19 protein-coding genes and 1 pseudogene are annotated in these 22,614 nt (G+C 37.8%); 16 read left to right on the forward strand and 4 right to left on the reverse strand.

The window, feature by feature from the left end:
• The first annotated feature begins 206 nt into the window (after positions 1-206).
• The 3 genes from rpsF (at position 207) to rpsR (ending at position 1,459) form a co-directional block, all read left to right on the forward strand.
• A complete protein-coding gene (rpsF, locus tag NST02_RS02125) occupies positions 207-497 on the forward strand; it encodes a 30S ribosomal protein S6 (protein WP_306428732.1) in 291 nt (96 codons plus the stop codon).
• A gap of 164 nt (positions 498-661) precedes the next feature.
• The gene (gene ssb, locus NST02_RS02130) at positions 662-1,171 is read left to right on the forward strand and encodes a single-stranded DNA-binding protein (protein ID WP_095314733.1); all 510 of its coding nucleotides are present in this window, start codon (positions 662-664) and stop codon (positions 1,169-1,171) included.
• A 45-nt stretch (positions 1,172-1,216) separates the two neighbouring features.
• Positions 1,217-1,459, forward strand: a complete 243-nt coding sequence (rpsR, locus tag NST02_RS02135) for a 30S ribosomal protein S18 (protein WP_019157210.1) — start codon at positions 1,217-1,219, stop codon at positions 1,457-1,459.
• A gap of 18 nt (positions 1,460-1,477) precedes the next feature.
• On the opposite strand, the gene NST02_RS02140 is transcribed toward rpsR, so the two are convergent.
• Together NST02_RS02140 and NST02_RS02145 are read right to left on the reverse strand one after the other, a co-directional pair.
• Positions 1,478-3,039 (reverse strand): IS3 family transposase gene (locus NST02_RS02140; protein ID WP_340947812.1). Its coding sequence is split into 2 segments (ribosomal slippage): positions 1,478-2,394 and positions 2,394-3,039, totalling 1,563 coding nucleotides; the frame shifts between segments, so codons are not numbered across the junction.
• 1,367 nt (positions 3,040-4,406) lie between these two features.
• On the reverse strand, positions 4,407-4,556 hold the full coding sequence (locus NST02_RS02145) for a hypothetical protein (RefSeq protein ID WP_170211408.1): 150 nt from the start codon (positions 4,554-4,556) through the stop codon (positions 4,407-4,409).
• On the opposite strand from NST02_RS02145, the pseudogene NST02_RS02150 reads away from it, so the two are divergent.
• A pseudogene (locus tag NST02_RS02150) lies at positions 4,540-4,653 on the forward strand (ATP-binding protein); the annotation flags it as partial. The gene NST02_RS02145 and the pseudogene NST02_RS02150 overlap by 17 nt on opposite strands.
• A 137-nt stretch (positions 4,654-4,790) precedes the next feature.
• Here NST02_RS02150 and NST02_RS02155 read toward each other — a convergent pair.
• Together NST02_RS02155 and NST02_RS02160 are read right to left on the reverse strand one after the other, a co-directional pair.
• Positions 4,791-5,084 carry a hypothetical protein gene (locus NST02_RS02155; RefSeq protein WP_095313862.1) on the reverse strand — a complete coding sequence of 98 codons (294 nt, stop codon included), beginning with the start codon at positions 5,082-5,084 and terminating at the stop codon, positions 4,791-4,793.
• Between the two features lie 557 nt (positions 5,085-5,641).
• Positions 5,642-6,808 carry an epoxide hydrolase family protein gene (locus NST02_RS02160; protein WP_095313867.1) on the reverse strand — a complete coding sequence of 389 codons (1,167 nt, stop codon included), beginning with the start codon at positions 6,806-6,808 and terminating at the stop codon, positions 5,642-5,644.
• A gap of 408 nt (positions 6,809-7,216) precedes the next feature.
• On the opposite strand from NST02_RS02160, the gene NST02_RS02165 reads away from it, so the two are divergent.
• The 12 genes from NST02_RS02165 to NST02_RS02220 all read left to right on the forward strand — a co-directional run bounded on the left by NST02_RS02165 (position 7,217) and on the right by NST02_RS02220 (position 22,544).
• Entirely contained in the window at positions 7,217-7,747 is a 531-nt protein-coding gene (locus NST02_RS02165) for a CGNR zinc finger domain-containing protein (protein WP_095313870.1), read from the forward strand.
• A gap of 214 nt (positions 7,748-7,961) precedes the next feature.
• A complete protein-coding gene (locus NST02_RS02170; protein ID WP_095313873.1) occupies positions 7,962-8,903 on the forward strand; it encodes a YybS family protein in 942 nt (313 codons plus the stop codon).
• Positions 8,904-8,940: 37 nt separating this feature from the next.
• Positions 8,941-10,914, forward strand: coding sequence for a DHH family phosphoesterase (locus tag NST02_RS02175; RefSeq protein WP_095313877.1), 1,974 nt, complete (start codon positions 8,941-8,943; stop codon positions 10,912-10,914).
• Positions 10,911-11,360 carry a 50S ribosomal protein L9 gene (gene rplI / locus NST02_RS02180; protein WP_095313882.1) on the forward strand — a complete coding sequence of 150 codons (450 nt, stop codon included), beginning with the start codon at positions 10,911-10,913 and terminating at the stop codon, positions 11,358-11,360. The genes NST02_RS02175 and rplI overlap by 4 nt, the downstream gene beginning before the upstream one ends.
• A gap of 250 nt (positions 11,361-11,610) precedes the next feature.
• Positions 11,611-12,975 carry a replicative DNA helicase gene (gene dnaB, locus NST02_RS02185; protein WP_095313887.1) on the forward strand — a complete coding sequence of 455 codons (1,365 nt, stop codon included), beginning with the start codon at positions 11,611-11,613 and terminating at the stop codon, positions 12,973-12,975.
• 440 nt (positions 12,976-13,415) lie between these two features.
• Positions 13,416-14,708: an adenylosuccinate synthase gene (locus NST02_RS02190; protein ID WP_095313889.1), complete on the forward strand. Its 1,293-nt coding sequence runs from the start codon at positions 13,416-13,418 to the stop codon at positions 14,706-14,708.
• Between the two features lie 446 nt (positions 14,709-15,154).
• Positions 15,155-16,621 carry a M23 family metallopeptidase gene (locus tag NST02_RS02195; RefSeq protein WP_340947814.1) on the forward strand — a complete coding sequence of 489 codons (1,467 nt, stop codon included), beginning with the start codon at positions 15,155-15,157 and terminating at the stop codon, positions 16,619-16,621.
• Between the two features lie 445 nt (positions 16,622-17,066).
• On the forward strand, positions 17,067-17,774 hold the full coding sequence (gene yycF / locus NST02_RS02200; protein WP_095313893.1) for a response regulator YycF: 708 nt from the start codon (positions 17,067-17,069) through the stop codon (positions 17,772-17,774).
• Positions 17,775-17,782: 8 nt separating this feature from the next.
• The gene (walK, locus tag NST02_RS02205) at positions 17,783-19,624 is read left to right on the forward strand and encodes a cell wall metabolism sensor histidine kinase WalK (RefSeq protein WP_095313895.1); all 1,842 of its coding nucleotides are present in this window, start codon (positions 17,783-17,785) and stop codon (positions 19,622-19,624) included.
• Positions 19,621-20,949, forward strand: a complete 1,329-nt coding sequence (locus NST02_RS02210; protein WP_340947815.1) for a YycH family regulatory protein — start codon at positions 19,621-19,623, stop codon at positions 20,947-20,949. Before walK ends, NST02_RS02210 begins: the two co-directional genes overlap by 4 nt.
• A complete protein-coding gene (locus tag NST02_RS02215) occupies positions 20,930-21,742 on the forward strand; it encodes a two-component system regulatory protein YycI (RefSeq protein ID WP_095313901.1) in 813 nt (270 codons plus the stop codon). The genes NST02_RS02210 and NST02_RS02215 overlap by 20 nt, the downstream gene beginning before the upstream one ends.
• Before the next feature lie 7 nt (positions 21,743-21,749).
• Positions 21,750-22,544: an MBL fold metallo-hydrolase gene (locus tag NST02_RS02220; RefSeq protein ID WP_095313904.1), complete on the forward strand. Its 795-nt coding sequence runs from the start codon at positions 21,750-21,752 to the stop codon at positions 22,542-22,544.
• The last annotated feature ends 70 nt before the right edge of the window (positions 22,545-22,614 follow it).

Consider the following 22,614-nt stretch of genomic DNA (forward strand, 5'->3'; position numbering starts at 1 on the left):
CTTGTGGAAAATATGGAGTAATCCTCATATTTATTTCACCAGGGGATCACTTAAGAAAAATTACATGCAGGATAAATTCAATTTTTTATTATATGATTCCAGCTGTTGTGTTTGCTACATATATATGGTATAATTTCTTCTTGTGAGTAATGAATATTGCTCCTTGCCCTTTATGAAAAGGGCCGTTAGTCCAAAAGGAGGTGAATGTGATGAGAGCGTACGAAATTATGTACATCATCCGCCCAAATATTGAAGATGAAGCTAAAAAAGCACTTGTTGAGCGCTTTGACGGCATCCTTACTGATAATGGAGCGGAAGTAGTTGAATCGAAAGAATGGGGTAAGCGTCGTCTTGCTTATGAAATCAATGATTTCCGTGACGGTTACTACCATATCGTTAAAGTTAACGCTGATGCAGCAGCTGTCGAAGAATTCTCTCGTTTAGCTAAAATTAACGAGGATATCATCCGCCACATCGTAATTAAAGATGAAAAGTAATTTGATATAGAAATGTTTCACGTGGAACATTGAACAACGGTTTTTGTATGGTGTTGCGAAAAACCGCATCCTTTTTTATACACTCCTCCAATTAACGTATGAAAATGCTTAAAAGAAGGACGTTGTATGAATATAGGAATTTAAGAGGAGAGGGGTTGATTCTGATGATGAATCGTGTAGTTCTCGTTGGACGATTAACGAAAGATCCTGATTTGCGATATACACCAAATGGTGTTCCTGTTGCTACTTTTACCCTTGCTGTGAACAGAACGTTTTCAAATCAACAAGGTGAAAGAGAAGCTGATTTCATTAACTGTGTCGTTTGGCGTCGTCCTGCAGAAAACGTGGCGAACTTTTTGAAAAAAGGTAGCCTTGCTGGTGTTGATGGACGTATTCAAACCCGTAATTATGAAGGACAAGATGGTAAACGCGTCTATGTTACAGAAGTTGTAGCTGAAAGTGTACAGTTTCTAGAGCCAAAGAATGCTTCTGGAGGAAATCCAGGGGGATTTGGCGGTCAGAGGGAACAAGGGAACCCATATGGCAGTAGTGGCAATCAGAATCAACCATTCCGTGAAAACAATAACAACAACCAAGGCTATACACGAATTGACGAGGATCCATTTGCTGGTGGAGGACAAATCGATATCTCAGATGATGATCTTCCGTTCTAATTCGGTACAGCAATGACCTAACATCTAAAAGAGGAGGGAAATATAATGGCAGGTGGAGGACGCAGAGGCGGCCGCGCTAAGCGCCGTAAAGTTTGTTACTTTACAGCAAACGGAATCACTCACATCGATTATAAAGATGTAGATTTACTTAAAAAGTTTATCTCTGAACGCGGAAAGATTTTACCTAGACGTGTGACTGGAACAAACGCTAAATACCAACGTAAATTAACTGTTGCAATTAAGCGTGCACGTACGATGGCATTACTTCCATACGTTACTGGAGAATAACAATAAAATAAAAAAGTTCTAAACGGCTTTAGCTCTATATTCTATAGGGCTAAGGCCGTTTAATCGTTTTTGATATCTTTCATGATTATAGAATTGTATGTACTCATCTATAGCTAACGATAGTTCTTCAAATGTCGTGAACTTACGCCTATAATATTTCTCACATTTGAGTGTTCCCCAAAAAGATTCCATTGGTCCGTTATCAATACATCTACCCACTCGGGACATGCTTTGTTTCATTTTTGCTTTATCTATTTTTCGTTTAAATTTCTTGGAGGTGTATTGAAATCCACGGTCACTATGAATAAGAGGACGTTCTCCATTCAAAAGTGCTGTAGCTTTGTCAAGCGTCTTGAATACAAGGTTATTATTATTGGAATGCCCAAGGACATAGCTAACAATCGATCCATCGTATAGATCGCGAATGGCGCTTAAATAAGCTTTTTTAGTTCCATATTTAAGTTCTGTGACATCTGTAACCCATTTTTCATTAGGCTTTTCTGCTGTAAACTCGCGATTTAGGACATTTTCTGCCGCATGCTGAGGGGTAGAGGGTTTGTATGATTGTTTCTTCTTTACCCGAATAACCGAGCGTATGTTTGCGATCCCCATTAATCGATAGATTCTTTTGTGATTAATATCCTCTTCAAACTTTCGATTCATATGTAACGTCATTTGACGATAACCAAAGGTTCCATCTACTTTCTCTTGAAGAGTTTTCATTTCTTTCATAATTTCTTCATTCAGAAGTTCTCGATCTGTGGGTACGCGTTTTAACCATTTATAGTAAGCAGCCCGTGATATCCCAGCTATTTCACAAAGTAAGATAATGCTTAAATTCTCTTTTTCATGAAGCTCCTGAATAGCGATATACTTGTCCTCAAATCGGATTTGGCTTATCTTCGCCTCCTTTCGATCTCCTCTAACTTTTTTAAGAATAGGTTTTCTGCACGTAGCCGTTCATTTTCCCGTTCTAATCTTTTCATTTCCAGCTGGATCTTCTCTTCTGGGGATAGCTCGGATTCTATTTTATTTCTTCCACGTTTATCTTTTAGTGCTTCGTCTCCGCCATCTTCATACTTCTTAACCCACTGGTACACTTGTTGATAAGAGACCTGGTAGGTCTCAGCTGTTACTTGATAATCTTTTCCGTTCCCTAGACAATCGAGTACAATTTGAATCCTCTCATCCCAAGTAGTTTTTCTCCCTTTAGTCATAGATCTCGTCCTTCCTTTTGACGTATCCTTTAATTCTCTATGACTATTATTATACTGCTTAATCCACCTTTGGAGGACGGAATGACTGGATATTTCATACTTTTCGACAACTCCAATTAAAGAGTGAAGACCTGACATATAATCACTGACAGCTAATAGTTTTAATTCCTTCGTGTATCTTTTCCAGGTTGAACATTCCTTTAAACCTTCAACCCCATATGTATCAAATTTGTATTTCCACTTCCTAATTGTAGATTCACTCACCTTATACCTTTTACCAATCTCAACTAATGTAGCTGTGCCATCTTCCCACATTTTTAAGATTTCTAATTTTATTTCAGGTAGATAGGATCTTTTAGACATAAAAAACTCCCCATTAAATAGCCAGATTTTTATTTTTTAATCTGTCTACCTAATGGGGAGCATATCAATCTCTAAACTGCCTTTTTATATTTAATAGTAATCAAACATGATATATCTTTCATTTTAGGATGTGAGACTAGGTCTTGTAACTATTGTTATTGGTATAATATGTAAGTTTAGCCAAGAGGAGAGGGATTTTATTCCTCTCGCTAGTGGGGGGAGAAGAAATGAGGGTTGAAAAAACGCAATCTTCAATGGTATTAGTAGATCTTGAATGGAGGATTGTTCCAAAAGTCTTAAACTTTACAACCATGTTGGAATAAAAGGGGATATCACCCAATACTATTAGTGGCTACTAGAGGTGGCTTAGAAAAAGAGATAAAAGAAAAACTAACAAAAGAAACTGGTATTTTAGATAGATATAATTATTCATCTACTGGTGTTTTTAAAGAGCTGGCAGTTACAGGTATAATTAGAGTTATATTACATTCCCTTTAGAATATAGAATTAGTACATTATCCTTGTACTAGCTATATTATTAAAGTAAGTATGAGCCATTTTACATCTTGAAGCAATTAGAGGGTTTATTACAAAATAATCGAGCGAAGAAACAATGATTTGATTTGGGATATTATCACTATTCTTTTAATAATTTTTCAAAGCTACATTGTCTTCAAAAACTTATTCTATTAGTTTCTTATCAAACAATTGGTAGAGTTGGGGAAAGTTATAAGTAAGGATAAATTAAAAGAGTTAATACAAATCCTATTCCTGAATAATGACAAAGAGTTATACTACATGGTAGAAAAAATAAATGCAGCTTCAAAATCATATGGAATGATTACCATTAATAAAAAAGTTACTAGTGTTATTAAAACAATATTATATTTTTGATTTTAAGAAGTGGAACTCAGCAAGTTCCACTTCTATACTTGAACACCAATATTACTTAGGAAAAATCTCTTCTCACTGTCCATCCAAATAGAAACAAATATCATATTTAGTAGAATATGGTAGTGTCAGAATAAAATTAGGTTTACTAGAATTAGCAAATTTTCAGTATGTTTATCACAATTCTTAGCATGCTAAAACACCAAAATTGATCAAATATTATGTACCTAATAGATAAAAAAATATTAATAAACAAAAATAGAACAGGAACTTTTCACTTTTTTTCCTCTTCTTTTCAATAAGTAGGAATAGAATTAACACAATGAAAACAGACGAAAGTATGTCTATAACTAACATAATTAAATTCACCACTTTCTAATTATTCTATATTAATTGTACTCAAAAGTATATCTTGTTCTTATGTAAATAGGAACCTTTCTTTATTAAAGAAAGGGTTCCTAAAATTAAATCTTATTTTAATATGCTTGATGTGATATTGTCCCAAGAATTTCATATGCACGTTGAATATCACCATGTGCCGAGCTAGAAGTGTTGTACATTCTTATAGCCAATGCCCCAACTGCTCCTGCAACGGTAATTGCTCCCACAATTGTAGCCACAGCCATATTGGATCGCCTTCTCCACCATGCGACCACTTTTAATGTAAAAGGGAATTCTTATCGGCTTCGAGAGAAGCAAAAAGCCGGTGTCACACCTGTATAAGTTTAGCGATGATAAATAGGAATTTAGAACCGTTGAAAAGAGGGAATTTCAAAACGTTGTTGACACCAAAAAATTAAGACATTCTTTTGTTGAGTAAAACGACTTTATCTAGAATAGTAAATTGCATGCGAAAAAGGTCAGTAATCCATGCTAATAGATATATGTTCACCAGTGTCCCAAGAATATTGGCATTTCAAACAGCTTAAGTGATAATATTGGCCAACAATAATAGAATCTGAATTAATGTGAACTTCATGATCGTAATTCGGATTTGAACAATTTCTAAAGTACTCATCTGTCAAATATTGAGTTTTGCCAGCATTAGAAGAGACAATCAGTGCTACAACTTTTCTGTGAGTAGTCTCTTCTGCGTCATCGTATTTAACAAACTCCTGTGCTGAATTGAAGCTATTAAAAAACTCAACTTGCACTTCATTAAGGTACTCCTCTAAATTTGAATGTACTTTGCTAGGATTATTGGGCTCACTAAAATCTTTTGAACTACTAGATAGAAATTCTACCCTATTATAATTGATACCGAATTTTTTTTTAATTCTCTAGGTTAATATAAAGTAAATGGGCGAGTAAAAAATTCATTGCATTAAATTGAAAAACATATACAAGTAAATCACAAAAAATGGATGTTTATCAATATAGACTAGAGAATATGAAAAAGAGGGTAGTTTTCTATACTAGTTAACTATTAAAAATATGGAGTGCAAGGGGTGCTGAATGTGAAAATGGCTTTTTTTTGAAAGGGTTCAATACTGTTGCGATCAAGCGTGCACGTACAATGGCATTACTTCCATACGTTACTGGAGAATAATATTAGATGGTATTAAAAAAAGCACAGTAATCTTATGATTTGTGTACCCCAAAAGTTAGAGTGAAATTTAACTTTTGGGGTGTTTTTATGTCTAAAATATAGCTGTTTAATGAAGAGGGGAAATTAAGGTATTTTCTGTTAGTGAAAATACGGGATAACTTTTTATAATGAAAGATTATACTTAACCTTATTAAAAAAATAACGTATGCTTTTAGCAACTAATTCAGGTTCTTCGGTTGCAACAAAATGTCCACCAACATTTAAATCTTTCCAATAAACAATATTAGGGAATAATCTTTCGACATACTCTTTTGGCGGACGCTCGTGGTATTGGGTAGCATTTAAGGAAACACCTAAAGGGACTGTTGAAAAATCATTTTTATCTGGCCATTTCGTATATTTTCCTTCATAGTAATATCGGTTTGAAGCATTTATGGTTTCGGTTAGCCAATAGATTGAAACATTAGCCAGCAAAGTATCTTTATCAAAGTGATTTAAGATATTTCCACTTGGTGGATCCGTCCACAAGTACCATTTTTCGAGAATGAAAGCTGCTAAACCTACAGGAGAGTCATTAAGAGAATAAGCTATTGTTTGAGGTTTTGTACCTAGTAGATGGGCATACCCAGCTTCGTCATTATACCACTGCTTACAGTATGCAAGGAACTTTTCTTCAGCTTTTGTTAAAACAGTGTCTTTCGAGATGTAAGGGCTAGGATTACCAGGTGAAGTTGTATGGTATCCTATCATTTTTTCTGGATAGTCTAAACACATTAATCCTAAAATACTGGCTCCTAAATCATATCCATGAGCTCCAAACTTATCGTAACCTAATAGATTCATTAATTTTACAAAAATATCTGCCACTTTTCGGTCATCGAAGCCAGGTCTTAAAGAGGATGATGAGAATCCGTGTCCAGGAATAGATGGAATGACAACATCAAAAGATTCATTGCGATCACCGCCGAATTTTTCAGGAGTTGTCAAGTAAGGAATGATATCCAGCATTTCGTAGAATGAACCAGGCCAACCATGGGGGATAATAATAGGTAAAGGGTTAGATCCACTTCCACGAACGTGAACGTAATGGAGTTCGATTCCATCAATATTCGTCTTATAGTTAGGATACATATTCATTTTTTCCTCTACCATTCTCCAATCAAAATGATCCTTCCAATATCCAATTATGCTCTTCATAAACTCTAATGGTATGCCATAGTTCCATTGGGAACCTGGAATTTCGTCTGGCCATCTAGTTAATTCTATCCGTTTTTTTAAATCTAATATTTGTTTATTGGAGATTTTAATATTAAAAGGTGAAATATTCATATAACGTCCTCCCCGTAATATTTAAAAAAGTAGTTTAATAGTTTGCTCATTGAATATTTGTTGATATTCGCTTATTTAGAATCAAGATTACATAAAAAAACGAATATATTGGCCACTGAAATGATCCAATCCTATGTATTTTAAATAAATGGTAAAATTCAAAACATATGTTGTCGACATAATTCCACGTAGAGTTTAATTTCCAATTAGGCCATTATCTAATTATAATGAAAGCAAGAAATGCCAAAATTATTGCACACCTGATAAACTGTACAGCAAATGGCTGTTATTATATTTTTTTGTCCATATAAGATAACCCCTCCTGACCATTAAAATTATTTTATTGGTTAGTGACCGTTAAAATAATTTTAATGGTTAAGTTTTTATTAGTCAATAGGAGTGTTCCAAATGGGAGATAAATACCGAAACCTTGAGGTAATAGCAGGTTTTTTAAATACTTATGATAAACGTATGCGTTTTGAGGGGGATCCTGGGGTAGAACTTTTAAACGGTCCTGAAGATCTATACTCATTTTTATTAGAGCACAATTTAATTTTAGAACAGGAAAAAGTTACTGAACAGGATTTAGAACTTGCTATAAAGTTGAGGGAAGAGACAAGAAAAACAATAAAAAATCCAAATGAAATGGATACTTTAAACGAGCTTATAGGTAATTTTACCTTTACAATTTATTTTTCGGAAGAGTCTGAGGAAATTCACCCCGTTCATAGAAACGGAAAAAAGGGTTTAGCCAAATTAATTCTCCTCATGTATGAAATAAAAAGGGATGATTTATGGCATAGAATTAGAATTTGTTCAGCGGATGATTGTCAGTGGGTTTTTGTCGATCATTCCCGACCTGGAACTGGAAGGTGGTGCTCAATGAAGGCTTGTGGGAATAGGGCTAAGAATAGAACTTTTAGGAAAAGGAATAAATAATAATTATTGGTTTGTGATGTACTTGAGTCATGACATTTCTCACTATCTTTCCAAATGAAAAATGTAAGCTTTCGTAATAAGTCCTTACTTCTCCTTTATCAAAATAACCGTCTTCGCTTATGTGGTGCTGTTCAAGGCACCTTTTTTCTTATTGGTTGAAGATAGAATGGATGGCAGATACAATAGGGAGTAGGACTTATCAGGAGGTTGAGATGTGAAAAATGCTCATAAGTTAACGGAAGGCGCCTTGTTTTTGGCGATTTTTGCCGTACTGCTACTTATAACGATATACATACCTGTATTAGGGGTAGTTGTAAATTTATTTATTCCACTGCCTTTCATTATGTTTTCAGCAAAAAATGATCGGAAGAGCTCGCTCGTCCTACTTTTGGGAGCTATATTTATTTCCTTTATCGTTGGGACGGTTCTGGCCATTCCATTAGCTTTATCCTATGGGTTAACAGGGATTGTCATTGGGGACTTTATTAGGGAAAAGAAAAGCAGGGTGGCAGGGTTTATTGCAGGGGCGATGACATTTTTATTGACGCTCGTGATTCAATATGTTATTTCGGTTGTTTTCTTGGAAATGGATATCATTCAAGAAACGATGCAAATCTTTGAGCAGTCCATTTCTCAGGCTATGAATATGCTGGAGGCGTTTGGACAAGCTCCAGATCCGCAAATGGTCGAACAGTTTGAGACAAGTGTTGAAATGCTTAAAGTATTAGTTCCGAGTATATTCGTCATGCTTTCCTTTACTACGGTTTTTATCATTGAATTGCTTTCTTTTCCGATTGCAAAGCGATTCGGAATCGCCGTTCCAAAATGGAAATCATTTCAAGAGCTACGATTGCCAAAAAGCCTTCTATGGTATTATCTACTCGTGCTAATCATATCAATTCTATTAAACCCGGAGCAGGGAACCTTCCTGTATACGGCTACGATGAATTTATCGTTTATTCTCCAGCTCTTTATGGTGCTGCAGGGACTTTCATTTATTTATTATCTTTCTTATGTGAAAGAAATGCCGAAGATTATTCCCATTTTAGTGACAGTTTTCACATTCATTTTCCCTATAGTTCTTTATATTGTAAGGATATTAGGTATAATTGACTTAGGTTTTGATTTGAGGAAACGATTAGAGACAAAAAAATAAACGAAATTAGATGTATAGAAATGTGGGAGCTGAAAAAATGCCTTCTTATTTGGAAAAAAGGTCTATTCGCTATCCTATATATGCATTAATGGCTATAACCTTGGTATTTCTAGTGATACTTGCGTTCTATAATTGGATTATTAGTCTCATTGGATTTGTCCTTTCTGTTATTCCTTTCTACTATCTGTTTATCGTTGATTATCAACAACGGAAGGATACAGAAAAGTATATTGCTACTCTCTCTTATCGACTGAAAAAAGTCGGTGAAGAAGCGCTGATGGAAATGCCAATTGGAATTATGCTGTTTAATGATGATTATTATGTAGAATGGGCCAATCCATTTTTAGCATCTTGCTTTGAAGAGGAAACATTAGTGGGCAGATCTCTCTACGACGTAGGGGATTCCTTAATCCCGCTCATTAAGCAGGAAGTGGAAATGGAAGTCATTACGATTATGAATCGTAAATTTAGAGTGATTCATCGCTCAGAGGAAAGATTGCTCTATTTCTTTGATATAACAGAACAAATAGAAGTAGAGAAAATGTATGAAGATGAAAGAACAGTCATCGCAATCATATTTTTGGACAATTACGATGACATAACACAAGGAATGGACGATCAGACGAGAAGCAGTTTAAATAGTCTCGTTACATCCATTTTGAACAAATGGGCTCAAGATAATGGTGTCTTTTTAAAAAGGGTTTCATCTGAACGCTTTATCGGTGTGTTCAACGAACAAATCTTGCACTCATTAGAAAAAGGAAAATTCTCCATCCTTGATGAGGTTCGAGAAATAACAACAAAGCAAAATATTCCACTTACATTAAGCATTGGGGTGGGAGCAGGAGTTCCTTCTTTGCCAGAGCTTGGCGAACTGGCCCAATCTAGCTTGGATTTAGCTCTTGGACGCGGTGGTGACCAAGTTGCAATCAAGCAAACGAACGGGAAAGTGAAATTCTTCGGAGGGAAAACGAACCCTGTTGAAAAGCGAACGAGGGTGCGTGCTCGTGTTATTTCACATGCTCTAAAGGATTTAATCATTGATAGTGATAAAGTCATTATTATGGGCCATAAAAACCCTGATATGGATGCAGTTGGGGCTGCCATCGGGATTCTTAAAATTGCTCAAATGAATCAATGTGAAGGGTATATTGTCATTAATACCCATGAGATTGATACAGGGGTACGACGGTTAATGGAGGAGATTCAAAAGCATGAGGAGCTCTTTGAGCGCTTTATCACTCCTGAGCAAGCGTTGGAGATCGCGACAGAGGATACGCTCTTAGTAGTAGTTGATACCCATAAGCCTTCATTGGTGATTGAAGAAAGACTGATCCATAAAATGGATCATGTTGTAGTCATTGATCATCATCGTCGTGGGGAAGAGTTTATTGAAAACCCACTGCTCGTTTATATGGAGCCGTATGCTTCCTCAACAGCAGAATTAGTGACGGAACTGCTGCAATACCAGCCGAAGCGCAGCAAAATCGATATGCTTGAAGCGACAGCGCTTTTAGCAGGGATTATTGTTGATACCAAAAGCTTTACTCTTCGAACAGGTGCAAGAACCTTTGATGCTGCCTCATATTTAAGAGGACAGGGAGCAGACACTGTACTTGTACAGAAGTTCTTAAAAGAAGATGTGGAAACGTATTTAAAACGGGCAAAGCTGATTGAAACGGTGTATTTCTATAAAGAAGGAATTGCCATTGCCAAGGCAGGAGCAGAACAGGTTCTAGATCAAGTGTTAATTGCCCAAACTGCAGATACATTGCTGACGATGGAAGGAGTGCTTGCTTCCTTTGTGATTTCTAAACGTAATGATGATGTGGTCGGGATCAGTGCCCGTTCTTTAGGGGATGTCAATGTTCAGGTCATCATGGAGAGTTTAGGAGGCGGCGGACATTTAACGAATGCCGCAACCCAGCTTCCGGAAATGGAAATAGAGGAAGCGGAACAGCAGCTATTGGATGCAATAGATGAATATCTAGAAGGGAGAAAGAAAGAATGAAAGTGATTTTTTTAAAGGATGTTAAAGGAAAAGGCAAAAAAGGTGAAGTCAAAAATGTCGCTGATGGATATGCACATAATTTTTTAATAAAGCAAGGTTTAGCCATTGAGGCGAATCAAGCGAATATTAGCTCTCTTAATGCTCAAAAGAAGAAGGAAGAGAAGGCAGCAGCAGAAGAACTCGCTGAAGCTAAAAAGCTGAAAGAAGAGATTGAAAAGCTAACGGTGGAACTAACCGCTAAGGCTGGAGAAGGTGGACGGCTGTTTGGCTCCATTACAAGTAAGCAAATTGCGGAGAGTCTCCAAAAAGCGCATGGAATTAAAGTGGATAAGCGGAAAATTGAGCTGGATGATGCCATTCGCGCTTTAGGATACACAAAGGTCCCAGTGAAATTGCATTCTGAAGTAACAGCGACTTTGAACGTACATGTGAAGGAAGTAAAGTAATGTCGAACGAAGGATAAGCTAATATTGGAAGTACCATTTGTATGAAAACATGATAAAATGAAGGATAGAAATGTGATCGGTTATTGAGCTGATCACATTTTTATGATGGGTTAATCATGCTTGACGTACAATAGAATCGCAATAACAATAATGATATAGATTGTGTTCATCGCCAAAACGATAGGCAAGCGTTTGGTGATGATTGAGTACATTTGATTTTTGTCATCTGTAAAAGGAGGTTTTTCCTAGCATGAGTGATTTATTTGCAGATCGACTCCCCCCACAAAATATTGAAGCTGAGCAGGCTGTCTTAGGGGCTATTTTCTTAGAACCTTCTTCTCTAACTCTAGCAACGGAGATTTTAATCCCAGAGGATTTCTACCGTGCAGCACACCAAAAGATTTTTAATGTGATGCTGACGCTGAATGACGCAGGGAAAGCAGTCGATTTAGTAACTGTTTCTGAAGAACTCGCTGCAGCAAAGCTACTTGAGGATGTTGGTGGAGTTGGCTATTTAAGTGAATTGGCTGGTTCTGTGCCAACAGCCGCTAATATTGAATTCTACGCCAAGATCGTGGAGGAGAAGTCATTATTAAGAAGACTGATTCGGACAGCTACTGATATTGCTACAGACGGTTACCAGCGGGAGGATGAAGTGGAGACTCTCCTTGTTGAAGCTGAGAAAAAAATTATGGAAGTATCAGGCCGGAAAAATGCTGGAGCCTTTCATAATATTAAAGATGTCCTTGTGCGCACCTATGACAATATTGAACTAATGCATAATCGCGTCGGAGATATTACAGGAATTGCCACTGGGTTTGCTGAACTTGACCAAATGACTGCCGGCTTCCAGCGAAATGATTTAATCATTGTCGGAGCCCGTCCATCCGTGGGAAAAACAGCATTTGCTCTTAATATCGCCCAAAATGTGGCAACCAAAACAGGGGAAAATGTAGCTATCTTTAGCTTGGAGATGGGAGCAGAGCAGCTCGTGATGCGGATGCTCTGTGCAGAAGGGAATATTGATGCACAAAGGTTGAGAACGGGCTCGTTAACAGATGAGGACTGGGGCAAGCTCACAATGGCAATGGGCAGCTTGTCTAATGCGGGAATCTATATAGATGATACGCCAGGCGTGCGTGTTCAGGACATTCGTTCGAAGTGCCGCCGTTTAAAGCAAGAGCATGGAATTGGCATGATCTTAATTGATTATTTACAGCTCATTTTAGGGAGCGGCCGTTCTGGGGAAAATCGTCAGCAGGAGGTTTCTGAGATTTCCCGTTCTTTAAAACAGCTTGCCCGTGAGCTGGAGGTTCCAGTTATCGCATTATCTCAGCTTTCCCGTGGAGTGGAACAGAGACAGGATAAACGCCCTATGATGTCCGATATTCGTGAATCAGGAAGTATTGAACAGGATGCTGATATTGTCGCATTCTTATATCGTGATGACTACTATGATAAAGAATCCGAGAATAAGAACATCATTGAAATTATTATCGCGAAGCAGCGGAACGGTCCAACGGGGACAGTATCACTTGCTTTTGTGAAAGAATATAACAAGTTTGTCAATTTAGAGCGGCGATTTGATGACGCTGCTGTGCCTTCTGGCGCATAAGAAGAGATTAGCGATGAGCTAGTCTTTTTTTGTTTTAGGGTTTTAGGATAGCTCCAGCTTTATTTCGTGTGTCCTAACACACCTCAGTTCGTTCAATTTTGGAGAAATCTCCGTTTGCATTTTGATTCGATCCTTGGCAGTAAGAAATGAGTTTAAATGGCTTTTGAAGAGGTGTTAAAACGCGGTTGTTTTTACCAATTGAAGAAAAAGAATCAAAATAAATAATGAAATTACGGTTTGAAAGGGTTCTTATACGGCACTGCTATTTAGGGAATATTATCGACAAAATCATCCATATTATCGATATTTTACGAACAAATCAGTAATTATATTTAAAAAATGTTCGTGTTTTATTGACTTTTGAAGGGGAATATTGGTACACTAGGTGTGTTTGAAAAGGAAAATAAAAAGTTTGTTTACCTTATGGAGGTGCTTCTTTAATGTCATCAGTAGTAGTTGTAGGAACACAGTGGGGAGACGAGGGAAAAGGAAAAATTACCGATTTCCTTTCAGAAAATGCTGAGGTTATTGCACGTTACCAAGGTGGTAACAATGCCGGGCATACGATTCGTTTCGACGGAGAAACATATAAATTACACTTAATTCCTTCAGGGATTTTTTATAAAGATAAGATTAGCGTCATTGGGAACGGAATGGTGGTCGATCCAAAAGCGTTAGTAAAAGAACTTGCTTATTTGCATGATAGAGGGGTAACGACGGATAATTTACGCATTAGCAATCGCGCCCATGTAATTCTCCCTTATCACTTGAAACTTGATGAAGTTGAAGAAGAAAGTAAAGGTGCCAACAAAATTGGAACAACGAAAAAAGGAATCGGCCCTGCTTATATGGATAAAGCAGCCCGCATCGGAATTCGTATCGCCGATCTTTTAGATAGAGAAGTGTTTGAAGAGAAGCTTGTTCGCAATTTAAAAGAAAAAAATCGCTTATTAGAAAGAATATATGAAACAGAAGGCTTTAAATTAGAAGATATTTTGAATGAATACTACGAGTATGGCCAACAAATTAAGCATTATGTAGCTGATACATCTGTTGTGTTAAACGATGCATTAGATGAAGGGCGCCGCGTGTTATTTGAAGGTGCTCAAGGTGTCATGCTTGATATTGACCAAGGAACATATCCATTTGTTACTTCCTCAAACCCTGTTGCAGGAGGAGTAACGATAGGTTCTGGGGTTGGTCCTACTAAAATTAAGCATGTTGTCGGTGTTTCTAAAGCTTATACAACGCGTGTAGGTGATGGGCCATTCCCAACAGAGCTGGAGAATGAAATTGGTCAGCAAATTCGTGAAGTTGGCCGTGAGTATGGGACAACAACTGGAAGAGCACGTCGCGTAGGTTGGTTTGATAGTGTAGTTGTCCGTCATGCCCGTCGAGTTAGTGGAATTACCGATTTGTCTCTTAATTCAATCGATGTTTTAACAGGAATTGAAACATTGAAAATTTGTGTTGCGTATCGTTATAAAGGTGAAGTGATGGATCAATTCCCTGCAAGCTTAAAGGTGTTAGCTGAGTGTGAGCCAGTCTATGAAGAACTACCAGGCTGGACAGAGGATATTACAGGTTGTAAATCATTAGATGAGCTTCCTGCTAATGCTCGTCATTACCTAGAAAGAGTATCACAGTTAACGGGGATCCCATTATCAATTTTCTCAGTAGGTCCTGACCGTTCGCAAACGAATGTGGTCTTAAATCCTTGGCGCCAAAATTAATTATATGTGAAGAAAGCTGTTCTTTAAGCTCTAGGAGCATGAAGAACAGCTTTTTTATGCTCCGATTAAACAATTTATCCGCAATAGTATCCTCTTTTTAGAAACACGGTTTTGTTGTTACATGATTGCAACATTAAGGTAAAAAAATTAGTAATATTCCTACTTTTTATCCAAATCATCCCATCTTACTAGTGCCGAATAAAAAATAGAGAAATATCCCTATATTTCGCCATTTCATTGGGGAACTTGTCCTTAAGTAAATAGTAATTATTTACATTATTTGTTGTATATTGTTAGCTATTATACATTTTTGTTACATTCTTGAGACTAGTAATCTCTAAATATCGAATTATGGTAAAGTTAAGAAGGCAAAAAAGCGTTGTTAGATGCTCCGTTTTTGCCTAAAGCAATATTAGGGTTGTTTCGGTAGTCTAGGAGGATTAAAAATGAATGACCGTTTTAAACATCTGTCCAAACTAGCGGGCAATACAACTAGAGGACTTAATAAAGCAGCAATAACAACAGTTGCATTGGCAACTTTGACATTTGGAGTAGGAGTGCATGCTTTTGCTGATCTTGCCTTTAAAACCGTTTACTATGTTTATGTTGACGATCAATTTGTCGGCACTGTTTCCGATAAAGAAATTGTTGAGAATGTAGTGGAAACCAAGGTTGAAAAGACAAAAGATGATTTCAGCAATCAGCTTCCTCTTGCGATAGGACCAAAACTTACATATGTTCCAGAGCATGTTTTTGAATCTTTCTCAAATCAGGATGATAAAGTCGTAGCAGAAAAGCTAGAGAAGTTATTATCAATTGAAGCAGTGGCAACGGAAATTTTGATTGACGAAAAGGTTCCTGTGTATGTGAAGGATGAAGCAGCGGCAAATCAAGTAATGAAGGCGCTGAAGCTTAAATACGTGAGCGAAGAAGAATGGAAACAATTAGAAGCGCAACAAACATTGAATGAGAAAGAGTCTCTGCCTCCATTAAAGGAGGGGGAAACTCGAGTAGTGGGTGCCCGGTTTTCAAAAGAAATGATATTATCACAAAGCAAAGTATCTCCTAAACAAATATTAAGCGTTGATGAAGCGGTTAGTTATATAACAAAAGGAACGCTTGAGGAGAAAAAATATAAAGTGAAAGAGGGGGATGTTCTTGGTCAAATTGCAAATGACCATGACATGACTCTCGAGCAATTGCTCAAACTGAATCCAGGTTTGAAGGAAGACTCATTATTGAAAATCGATCAAGAGTTGAATGTGACGATTTTACAACCTTTAGTAGAGGTAATTGTAGAAAAAGAAGTTTTCCAGAAGGAAACAATCCCCTTTGAAAAGGAAGTTGTAGAAGATTCATCCATGTATAAGGGTGACACGAAGGTAAAGCAAGAGGGCAAGGATGGTTCAAGGGAAGTTACCTACAAGGTTTCTGAACAAAATGGTAAGCAAACGCAAAAAGTCGTGATCGATGAGAATATTTTACAAGAACCTATGTCCCATATTGTCATTAAAGGAACAAAGGTCATTCCTTCACGGGGCGATGGCTCGTTTGCTTGGCCGGCTGTTGGTGGCTATATTTCAAGTAAGCAAGGGCAAAGATGGGGAAAGCTTCATAAGGGAATTGACATTGCAAGACCAAGTGACCGGACGATAAAGGCATCAGACAATGGGATTGTCCAATCGGCTGGTTGGTCTGGCGGGTATGGAAACAAGGTTGTCATTAACCATCAAAACGGCTTTGAAACCGTGTATGCTCATCTTTCTTCCATCGATGTGAAGGTAGGGCAAACAGTGAGTAAAGGCATGAAAATAGGGGTTATGGGCTCGACTGGGAATTCAACGGGAGTACACCTACATTTTGAAATATATAAAAACGGGAACTTAGAAAACCCGTTGAACTATTTAAAATAATGGATGATAACGAGTCTCTAGAATCGCTAGGGACTCGTTCTTTTAACTTTGAAAGTTTCAAGAAGAGATTAGTCTTGATTCGCTGTGCACAGCGAATTTCTTTTATTGAGTTGAGCAAACGATTTTTGGCTCATTTTGTATGAAACTAAGGTTTCACGCTCTTTTCAATTATGTTGAAAAGCCTCTTATTGTCTTGAAACGGTAGGAGCAAACGAGGTTTCATGAAATCAGACAGACAATGTGCCCAAAAACCAACATTCTCACCTTATTAAAAGAAAACGGGATTGCTTGAGTCTTTTTTAGAGAAGAGAACTCAATTATACAAAAAGATGAATTCACTTTGATAAAATGATAAAGTAATGAAAGAACATATTTTGTAAAATTGATAATGAATCTTAGTTTTGAATGAAATTCAATTCGATCTTATTCTTAAAGGAGAACAGAGATGGATAAAAAAATATTAGTTGTCGATGATGAAAAGCCAATTGCTGATATTCTTCAATTTAATTTGAAGAAGGAAGGCTATGACGTGTATTGTGCTTACGATGGAAACAAAGCACTGGAAATGGTCGAGGAAATTAAGCCAGATCTCATTTTGCTTGATATTATGCTGCCGCAGCGAGATGGAATGGAAGTGTGCAGGGAAGTTCGGAAAAAGTACGAAATGCCCATTATTATGTTAACGGCGAAGGACTCCGAAATTGATAAAGTATTAGGGCTGGAACTGGGAGCGGATGATTATGTAACAAAGCCGTTCAGTTCAAGAGAGCTGATTGCTAGAGTGAAAGCGAATTTAAGAAGGCATCAGCATACAGCTTCACAGGCAGAGGAAGATGATTCAAATGAAATTACGGTTGGATCATTAATCATTCACCCTGATGCTTATATCGTTTCAAAGCGTGGGGAGAAAATCGAATTAACGCATCGGGAGTTTGAGCTTCTTCATTATTTAGCGAAGCATATTGGACAAGTGATGACGAGGGAACATTTGCTTCAAACCGTATGGGGCTATGATTATTACGGAGATGTTAGAACGGTTGATGTAACGATTCGGCGCCTTCGTGAGAAGATTGAGGATAATCCTAGTCATCCCACTTGGATCGTGACAAGAAGAGGGGTAGGGTACTACTTAAGAAATCCTGAACAGGAGTAATCCTAGCGATGAAAAAGGTTGGTTTTTTTCGTTCTATTCATTTAAAGCTTGTGTTGATTTACGTATTGTTAATTTTAATTGCGATGCAAATTATCGGCGCTTATTTTGTTCGTCAATTAGAGGAAACATTATTAAAAAATTTTGAAACATCGATTCGTGAACGGGTGGACTTGCTCTCTTATTATATCGGTGAGGAGATGACGAAGGAAAGAAATCCTGAGGCAAACGGTCCCACCTTAGAAGAGGATGTTCGCAATATTTTGCGTGACTTTAATAACACTGCTGATATTTCTGAGGTTCGTGTGATTGAGGGGACTTCGTTGAAAATTATCGGCACCTCCGATCCATATAAACAGGGAGTAGTGGGACAGCGCTCCACGGATCGAATGATTTGGCGTGTCATAGCTTTTTCCGATGATGATGGTGATCATCGAACAATGATTGACCGCCAATCAAGCAATCGAATTTGGATCTTAGTTGATCCGATTAAAGTGAAGGATGAGGTAATTGGTGCCATTCATTTGGTAGCGAATGTTGAAAATGTGTACTCGCAAATGCGGACAATTAACGGTATTTTCGCGTCTGGCACCGCCATCTCCCTTGCGATTACTGCTATTTTAGTCGTTTTGCTGGCGCGAACGATTACAAGACCGATTACGGATATGAGAAAGCAAGCGATTGCGATGTCAAAGGGCAATTTCTCAAGAAAGGTTAAGGTATATGGCTATGATGAAATTGGTGAATTAGCGATGACCTTTAATAACCTTACGAAAAAACTGCAGGAAGCTCAGGCCACAACAGAGGGGGAAAGGCGCAAGCTTTCATCCGTTCTGTCCTATATGACGGATGGAGTGATTGCGACCGATCGCAAGGGGCGCGTCATTCTCATTAATGAACCTGCTGCCAAAATGCTGAATGTTTCACGTGAAACAATTTTGTCGACCTCCATTATTACCTTGCTTGGAATTGAAGAGGAATACACATTAGAGGATTTAATGATGGAAAGGGAATCTGTCATTTTAAACTATAGTACGGAGAAAAAGCCATATATTTTGCGGGCTAATTTTAGTGTGATTCAAAAGGAGACAGGCTTTGTTAATGGTCTTATCGCTGTACTTCATGACATTACCGAACAAGAAAAGATCGATATGGAGCGTCGAGAGTTTGTCGCCAATGTTTCTCATGAATTAAGAACGCCGTTGACGACGATGAGAAGCTATTTAGAAGCGTTAGCGGAGGGAGCTTGGAAGGATAAAGAGATTGCTCCACAGTTTTTAGACGTTACTCAAAATGAAACAGAGCGAATGATACGTCTTGTTAATGCTTTGTTGCAGCTATCAAAAATGGACAGTAAAGATTATGAGTTAACGACAGAATGGGTCAATTTTGTAGACTTTTATCATCGCATTATCGATCGATTCGAGCTAACAAAAGAGCATAATGTTAGTTTTGAACGGCAATTACCGGATCAGCCGACTTTTGTAGAAATCGATCCGGATAAGCTCACGCAAGTGATGGACAATATTATTTCAAATGCAATGAAGTATTCTCCCGAAGGTGGAAAAATAACCTTTAAGATGGAGGAAGAAATCGATCAAATTGTCATTAGTGTTTCTGATCAAGGGGTAGGAATACCGAAAGATAATTTGGAGAAGATTTTTGAACGTTTTTATCGAGTTGATAAGGCAAGAACAAGAAAGCTTGGCGGAACCGGGCTTGGCCTTGCGATTGCGAAAGAGATGGTGGAGGCCCATGGCGGGAAGATATGGGCGACCAGTGTGGAAGGAAAGGGAACGACCGTTTCTTTTAGTCTTCCATATGTTCAGACGGAAGAGGATGATTGGGAATGACATATGAAAATATAAAATCGATCATCTTAACCATTCTTGTGTTGTTAAGTGTCTTTTTAACATGGAGTATTTGGACGTATCAACCAAACTATGAGTCCCTTGATGAAAATAAAATTACACCTGGTGTCTTAATAAGTTCTCCGAAGGAAGTCAGGCAAATTATTAAGGCCGATCGCGTGTTTTATCATGTCAATGACGAACGTTATGGGACTGTGTATCCAGGTGAAATTGAGCGAATTATAAAGGAACTTAGCACTTGGAATTATCGCCATTTTGAACAGGTGACGATTCAAGAAGAAGACTTAACAAATTTTCTCTATGAAAATGATCATGCTCAAATCTCGTTTCCAAGCTCCGTTCCCATGGAAATCTATAAGAATATTTTAGGTATACAGGACGAGGATATGTCCGGGATTCACTTTGATCAAATCATCATTGAATTGAAAAATGTGATGAAAGACAGCGGGTATGTTTATTTCGTATCATTGGACGAGAAAAAGGTATACCGCTCTCGAGTAAACTCTTCTTTTGTGATCAACTTTAGAGAAGAGTTTTTCCAAGAGGCAGATTCCAATCGCGATTTTATGAAATACTCGTTAGAGACGTTAGGCAATGATAAAAAGCTATTAGTTCCTTCTGAAGCCATATCCAGGCCAGCTCATAACTACTTAATTGAAACCATTAAAGGAACTGAATTCAGAGACGCCCTGTTTAGAAGTCCAAGCTTTGTCCAGCGCAATGCAACAAGTTATGGAGAGGAGTTTAAGGATTCAACTACTTTATTAAGTGTTAACTTTGAAACCAATATGTTGAAGTATGTCAATCCTACTCAAGAAAAAGATATTTCGGGGAGGGTAAGTACTTTATTGCAAAACAGTATTGACTTCGTTAACGGCCATGGAGGGTGGACAGATAATTACTATTTTGTCGATATTGATCAATTGGAGCAAACGGTCTTATTCCGACTGTATGAAGCTTCAGGCTACCCGATATTCAATAATAATGGCATGTCGGAAATCCTGCAAATATGGGGACGAACAGCGATTCATCGATACGAGCGGAACAATTTTCAAATGAATCGACGCGTAGAGTCAACAGAGAAAGAACTCAAGTCTGGAGTCGATATATTGCAAGAACTTAAAGAGCGGAAAGATATTGAGCCTGAGTTTATTCAGGATCTTGTTATTGGCTACGAGATGACCAGAGCCTCAAAAGATCCACTGATTCATTTAGAGCCTAATTGGTACTATAAATATCAGGATCAATGGCTGAAAGTAAATAATGAGCCTGAGGGAGGGAATGAATATGGATTGGAGCAAAATTAAAACAATCTTTATTGTCACCTTCCTCATCCTTAATATTTATTTGCTGAACGAATTTTATAAAAAGTATGACTCGAGCCAATATGATTATGTGTCGGAGACGTCCTTTGAGAATAAATTGAAGACGGAAGAAATTGAATATGTTGAGTTGCCGAAAAATGTAAAGAAGAACGCTCTTATTAGCGCAACGCCAAGGAAATTTTCTAAGGATGATCTGATGGAGCTGACCAATACGATTTTAAAAGGGCAGACGATCACAATTAAGAATGAGACGACGATTGAATCGGAATTGCAGGAGCCGTTTCCGATTAAAGAGGATTTCAATTTAGAAGAACTAGCACCGCTGTTAAAAAACCATGTGTTCCAAGGGGAGCAATATCGTTTTTGGAAAGTGGATGAGGCGGAGCAAACGATTACGTATTATCAGCAAATTGACGGCAAGCAGCTTTATAAGAACGTAAGCGGAGAATTAACTTTTTATCTAGATAAGGAGAATAGAATTACCGGCTATAAACAAACATTGCTCGAGAATATTGAGGAGCTGTCAGAAGAAGAAAACATTCATCAACCAATTAAAGCGATTGAGACGTTGTATGAAAATGGAAGATTGCCATTTGGCAGCAAAATCACGAAGGTTGAGCTCGGTTATTATACGCTTGTACACTTAACATCGTCACAAGTGCTGACGCCTGTCTGGCGCGTAGTCCTCGATAAAGAGGAAGATATATTTGTCGATGCATTTTTTGAAGGAAATATTATTCAATTAGATAATGAAGACCAAAAGATAGTGGAGTGAGGAGAAAATGGGGATGCGGTTTAGTGTACTCGCCAGTGGGAGTACAGGAAATGCGGTTTATGTAGAAACAGAGGAGCATTCCTTCTTAGTAGATGCCGGACTAAGCGGCAAGCAAATGGAAGCATTATTTGCCCATATTGGCCGCGATATGGACAAGCTTTCAGGCCTGCTTGTTACCCATGAGCATAGTGATCATATTAAAGGGGTAGGAGTAGTGGCAAGAAAGTATAAGTTGCCCATTTATGCCAATGAAAAAACGTGGAATGCAATGAATGGCCTTATTGGTGAGATTCCTACAGAACAGAAGTTTACCTTTGACATGGAATCGGTAAAAAGCTTTGGTTCTCTTGATATTGAATCATTCGGTGTCTCTCATGATGCGGCTGAGCCGATGTTTTATATTTTCCATCACGAAGGAAAAAAGCTTGTCCTTGTAACCGATACGGGATATGTGAGCGACCGGATGAAGGGAATTATTGCAAATGCTGATATGTTTGTCTTTGAGAGCAATCATGACGTGCAAATGCTGCGGATGGGACGCTATCCATGGAATGTGAAACGGAGAATTTTAAGCGATGTCGGCCATGTATCAAACGAGGACGCGGCGATTGCCATGAGCGATGTGATTGGCGATCAAACAAAGAGAATTTACTTGGCCCATTTAAGCTTGGATAACAACATGAAGGACTTAGCAAAAATGTCTGTCACCCAGACATTGCAAAGTCAAGGAATTGTTGTTGGCGAACAAGTTGATTTGTTTGATACAGACCCGAAAATACCGACAGCATTAACGGCCGTCTAAAAAAGTGTGGAGCTCTGGTACTGCACCCCAGAAGTTAGAGTTAAAAATCTAACCTCTGGGGTGTTTTTGT

Origin of the sequence: Robertmurraya sp. FSL W8-0741 (genome assembly GCF_038004005.1) — a bacterium.
GTDB classification, from domain to species: Bacteria; Bacillota; Bacilli; order Bacillales; family Cytobacillaceae; genus Robertmurraya; species Robertmurraya siralis.

Excerpts from the sequence above, each read along its gene's own strand:
- ssb (WP_095314733.1), top strand. The coding sequence starts at position 662 with ATGATGAATCGTGTAGTTCTCGTTGGACGATTAACGAAAGATCCTGAT.
- rpsR (WP_019157210.1), top strand. The coding sequence starts at position 1,217 with ATGGCAGGTGGAGGACGCAGAGGCGGCCGCGCTAAGCGCCGTAAAGTT.
- NST02_RS02145 (WP_170211408.1), bottom strand. The coding sequence starts at position 4,556 with ATGGCTGTGGCTACAATTGTGGGAGCAATTACCGTTGCAGGAGCAGTT.
- NST02_RS02160 (WP_095313867.1), bottom strand. The coding sequence starts at position 6,808 with ATGAATATTTCACCTTTTAATATTAAAATCTCCAATAAACAAATATTA.
- NST02_RS02165 (WP_095313870.1), top strand. The coding sequence starts at position 7,217 with ATGGGAGATAAATACCGAAACCTTGAGGTAATAGCAGGTTTTTTAAAT.
- NST02_RS02175 (WP_095313877.1), top strand. The coding sequence starts at position 8,941 with ATGCCTTCTTATTTGGAAAAAAGGTCTATTCGCTATCCTATATATGCA.
- rplI (WP_095313882.1), top strand. The coding sequence starts at position 10,911 with ATGAAAGTGATTTTTTTAAAGGATGTTAAAGGAAAAGGCAAAAAAGGT.
- dnaB (WP_095313887.1), top strand. The coding sequence starts at position 11,611 with ATGAGTGATTTATTTGCAGATCGACTCCCCCCACAAAATATTGAAGCT.
- NST02_RS02190 (WP_095313889.1), top strand. The coding sequence starts at position 13,416 with ATGTCATCAGTAGTAGTTGTAGGAACACAGTGGGGAGACGAGGGAAAA.
- NST02_RS02195 (WP_340947814.1), top strand. The coding sequence starts at position 15,155 with ATGAATGACCGTTTTAAACATCTGTCCAAACTAGCGGGCAATACAACT.
- yycF (WP_095313893.1), top strand. The coding sequence starts at position 17,067 with ATGGATAAAAAAATATTAGTTGTCGATGATGAAAAGCCAATTGCTGAT.
- walK (WP_095313895.1), top strand. The coding sequence starts at position 17,783 with ATGAAAAAGGTTGGTTTTTTTCGTTCTATTCATTTAAAGCTTGTGTTG.
- NST02_RS02210 (WP_340947815.1), top strand. The coding sequence starts at position 19,621 with ATGACATATGAAAATATAAAATCGATCATCTTAACCATTCTTGTGTTG.
- NST02_RS02215 (WP_095313901.1), top strand. The coding sequence starts at position 20,930 with ATGGATTGGAGCAAAATTAAAACAATCTTTATTGTCACCTTCCTCATC.
- NST02_RS02220 (WP_095313904.1), top strand. The coding sequence starts at position 21,750 with ATGGGGATGCGGTTTAGTGTACTCGCCAGTGGGAGTACAGGAAATGCG.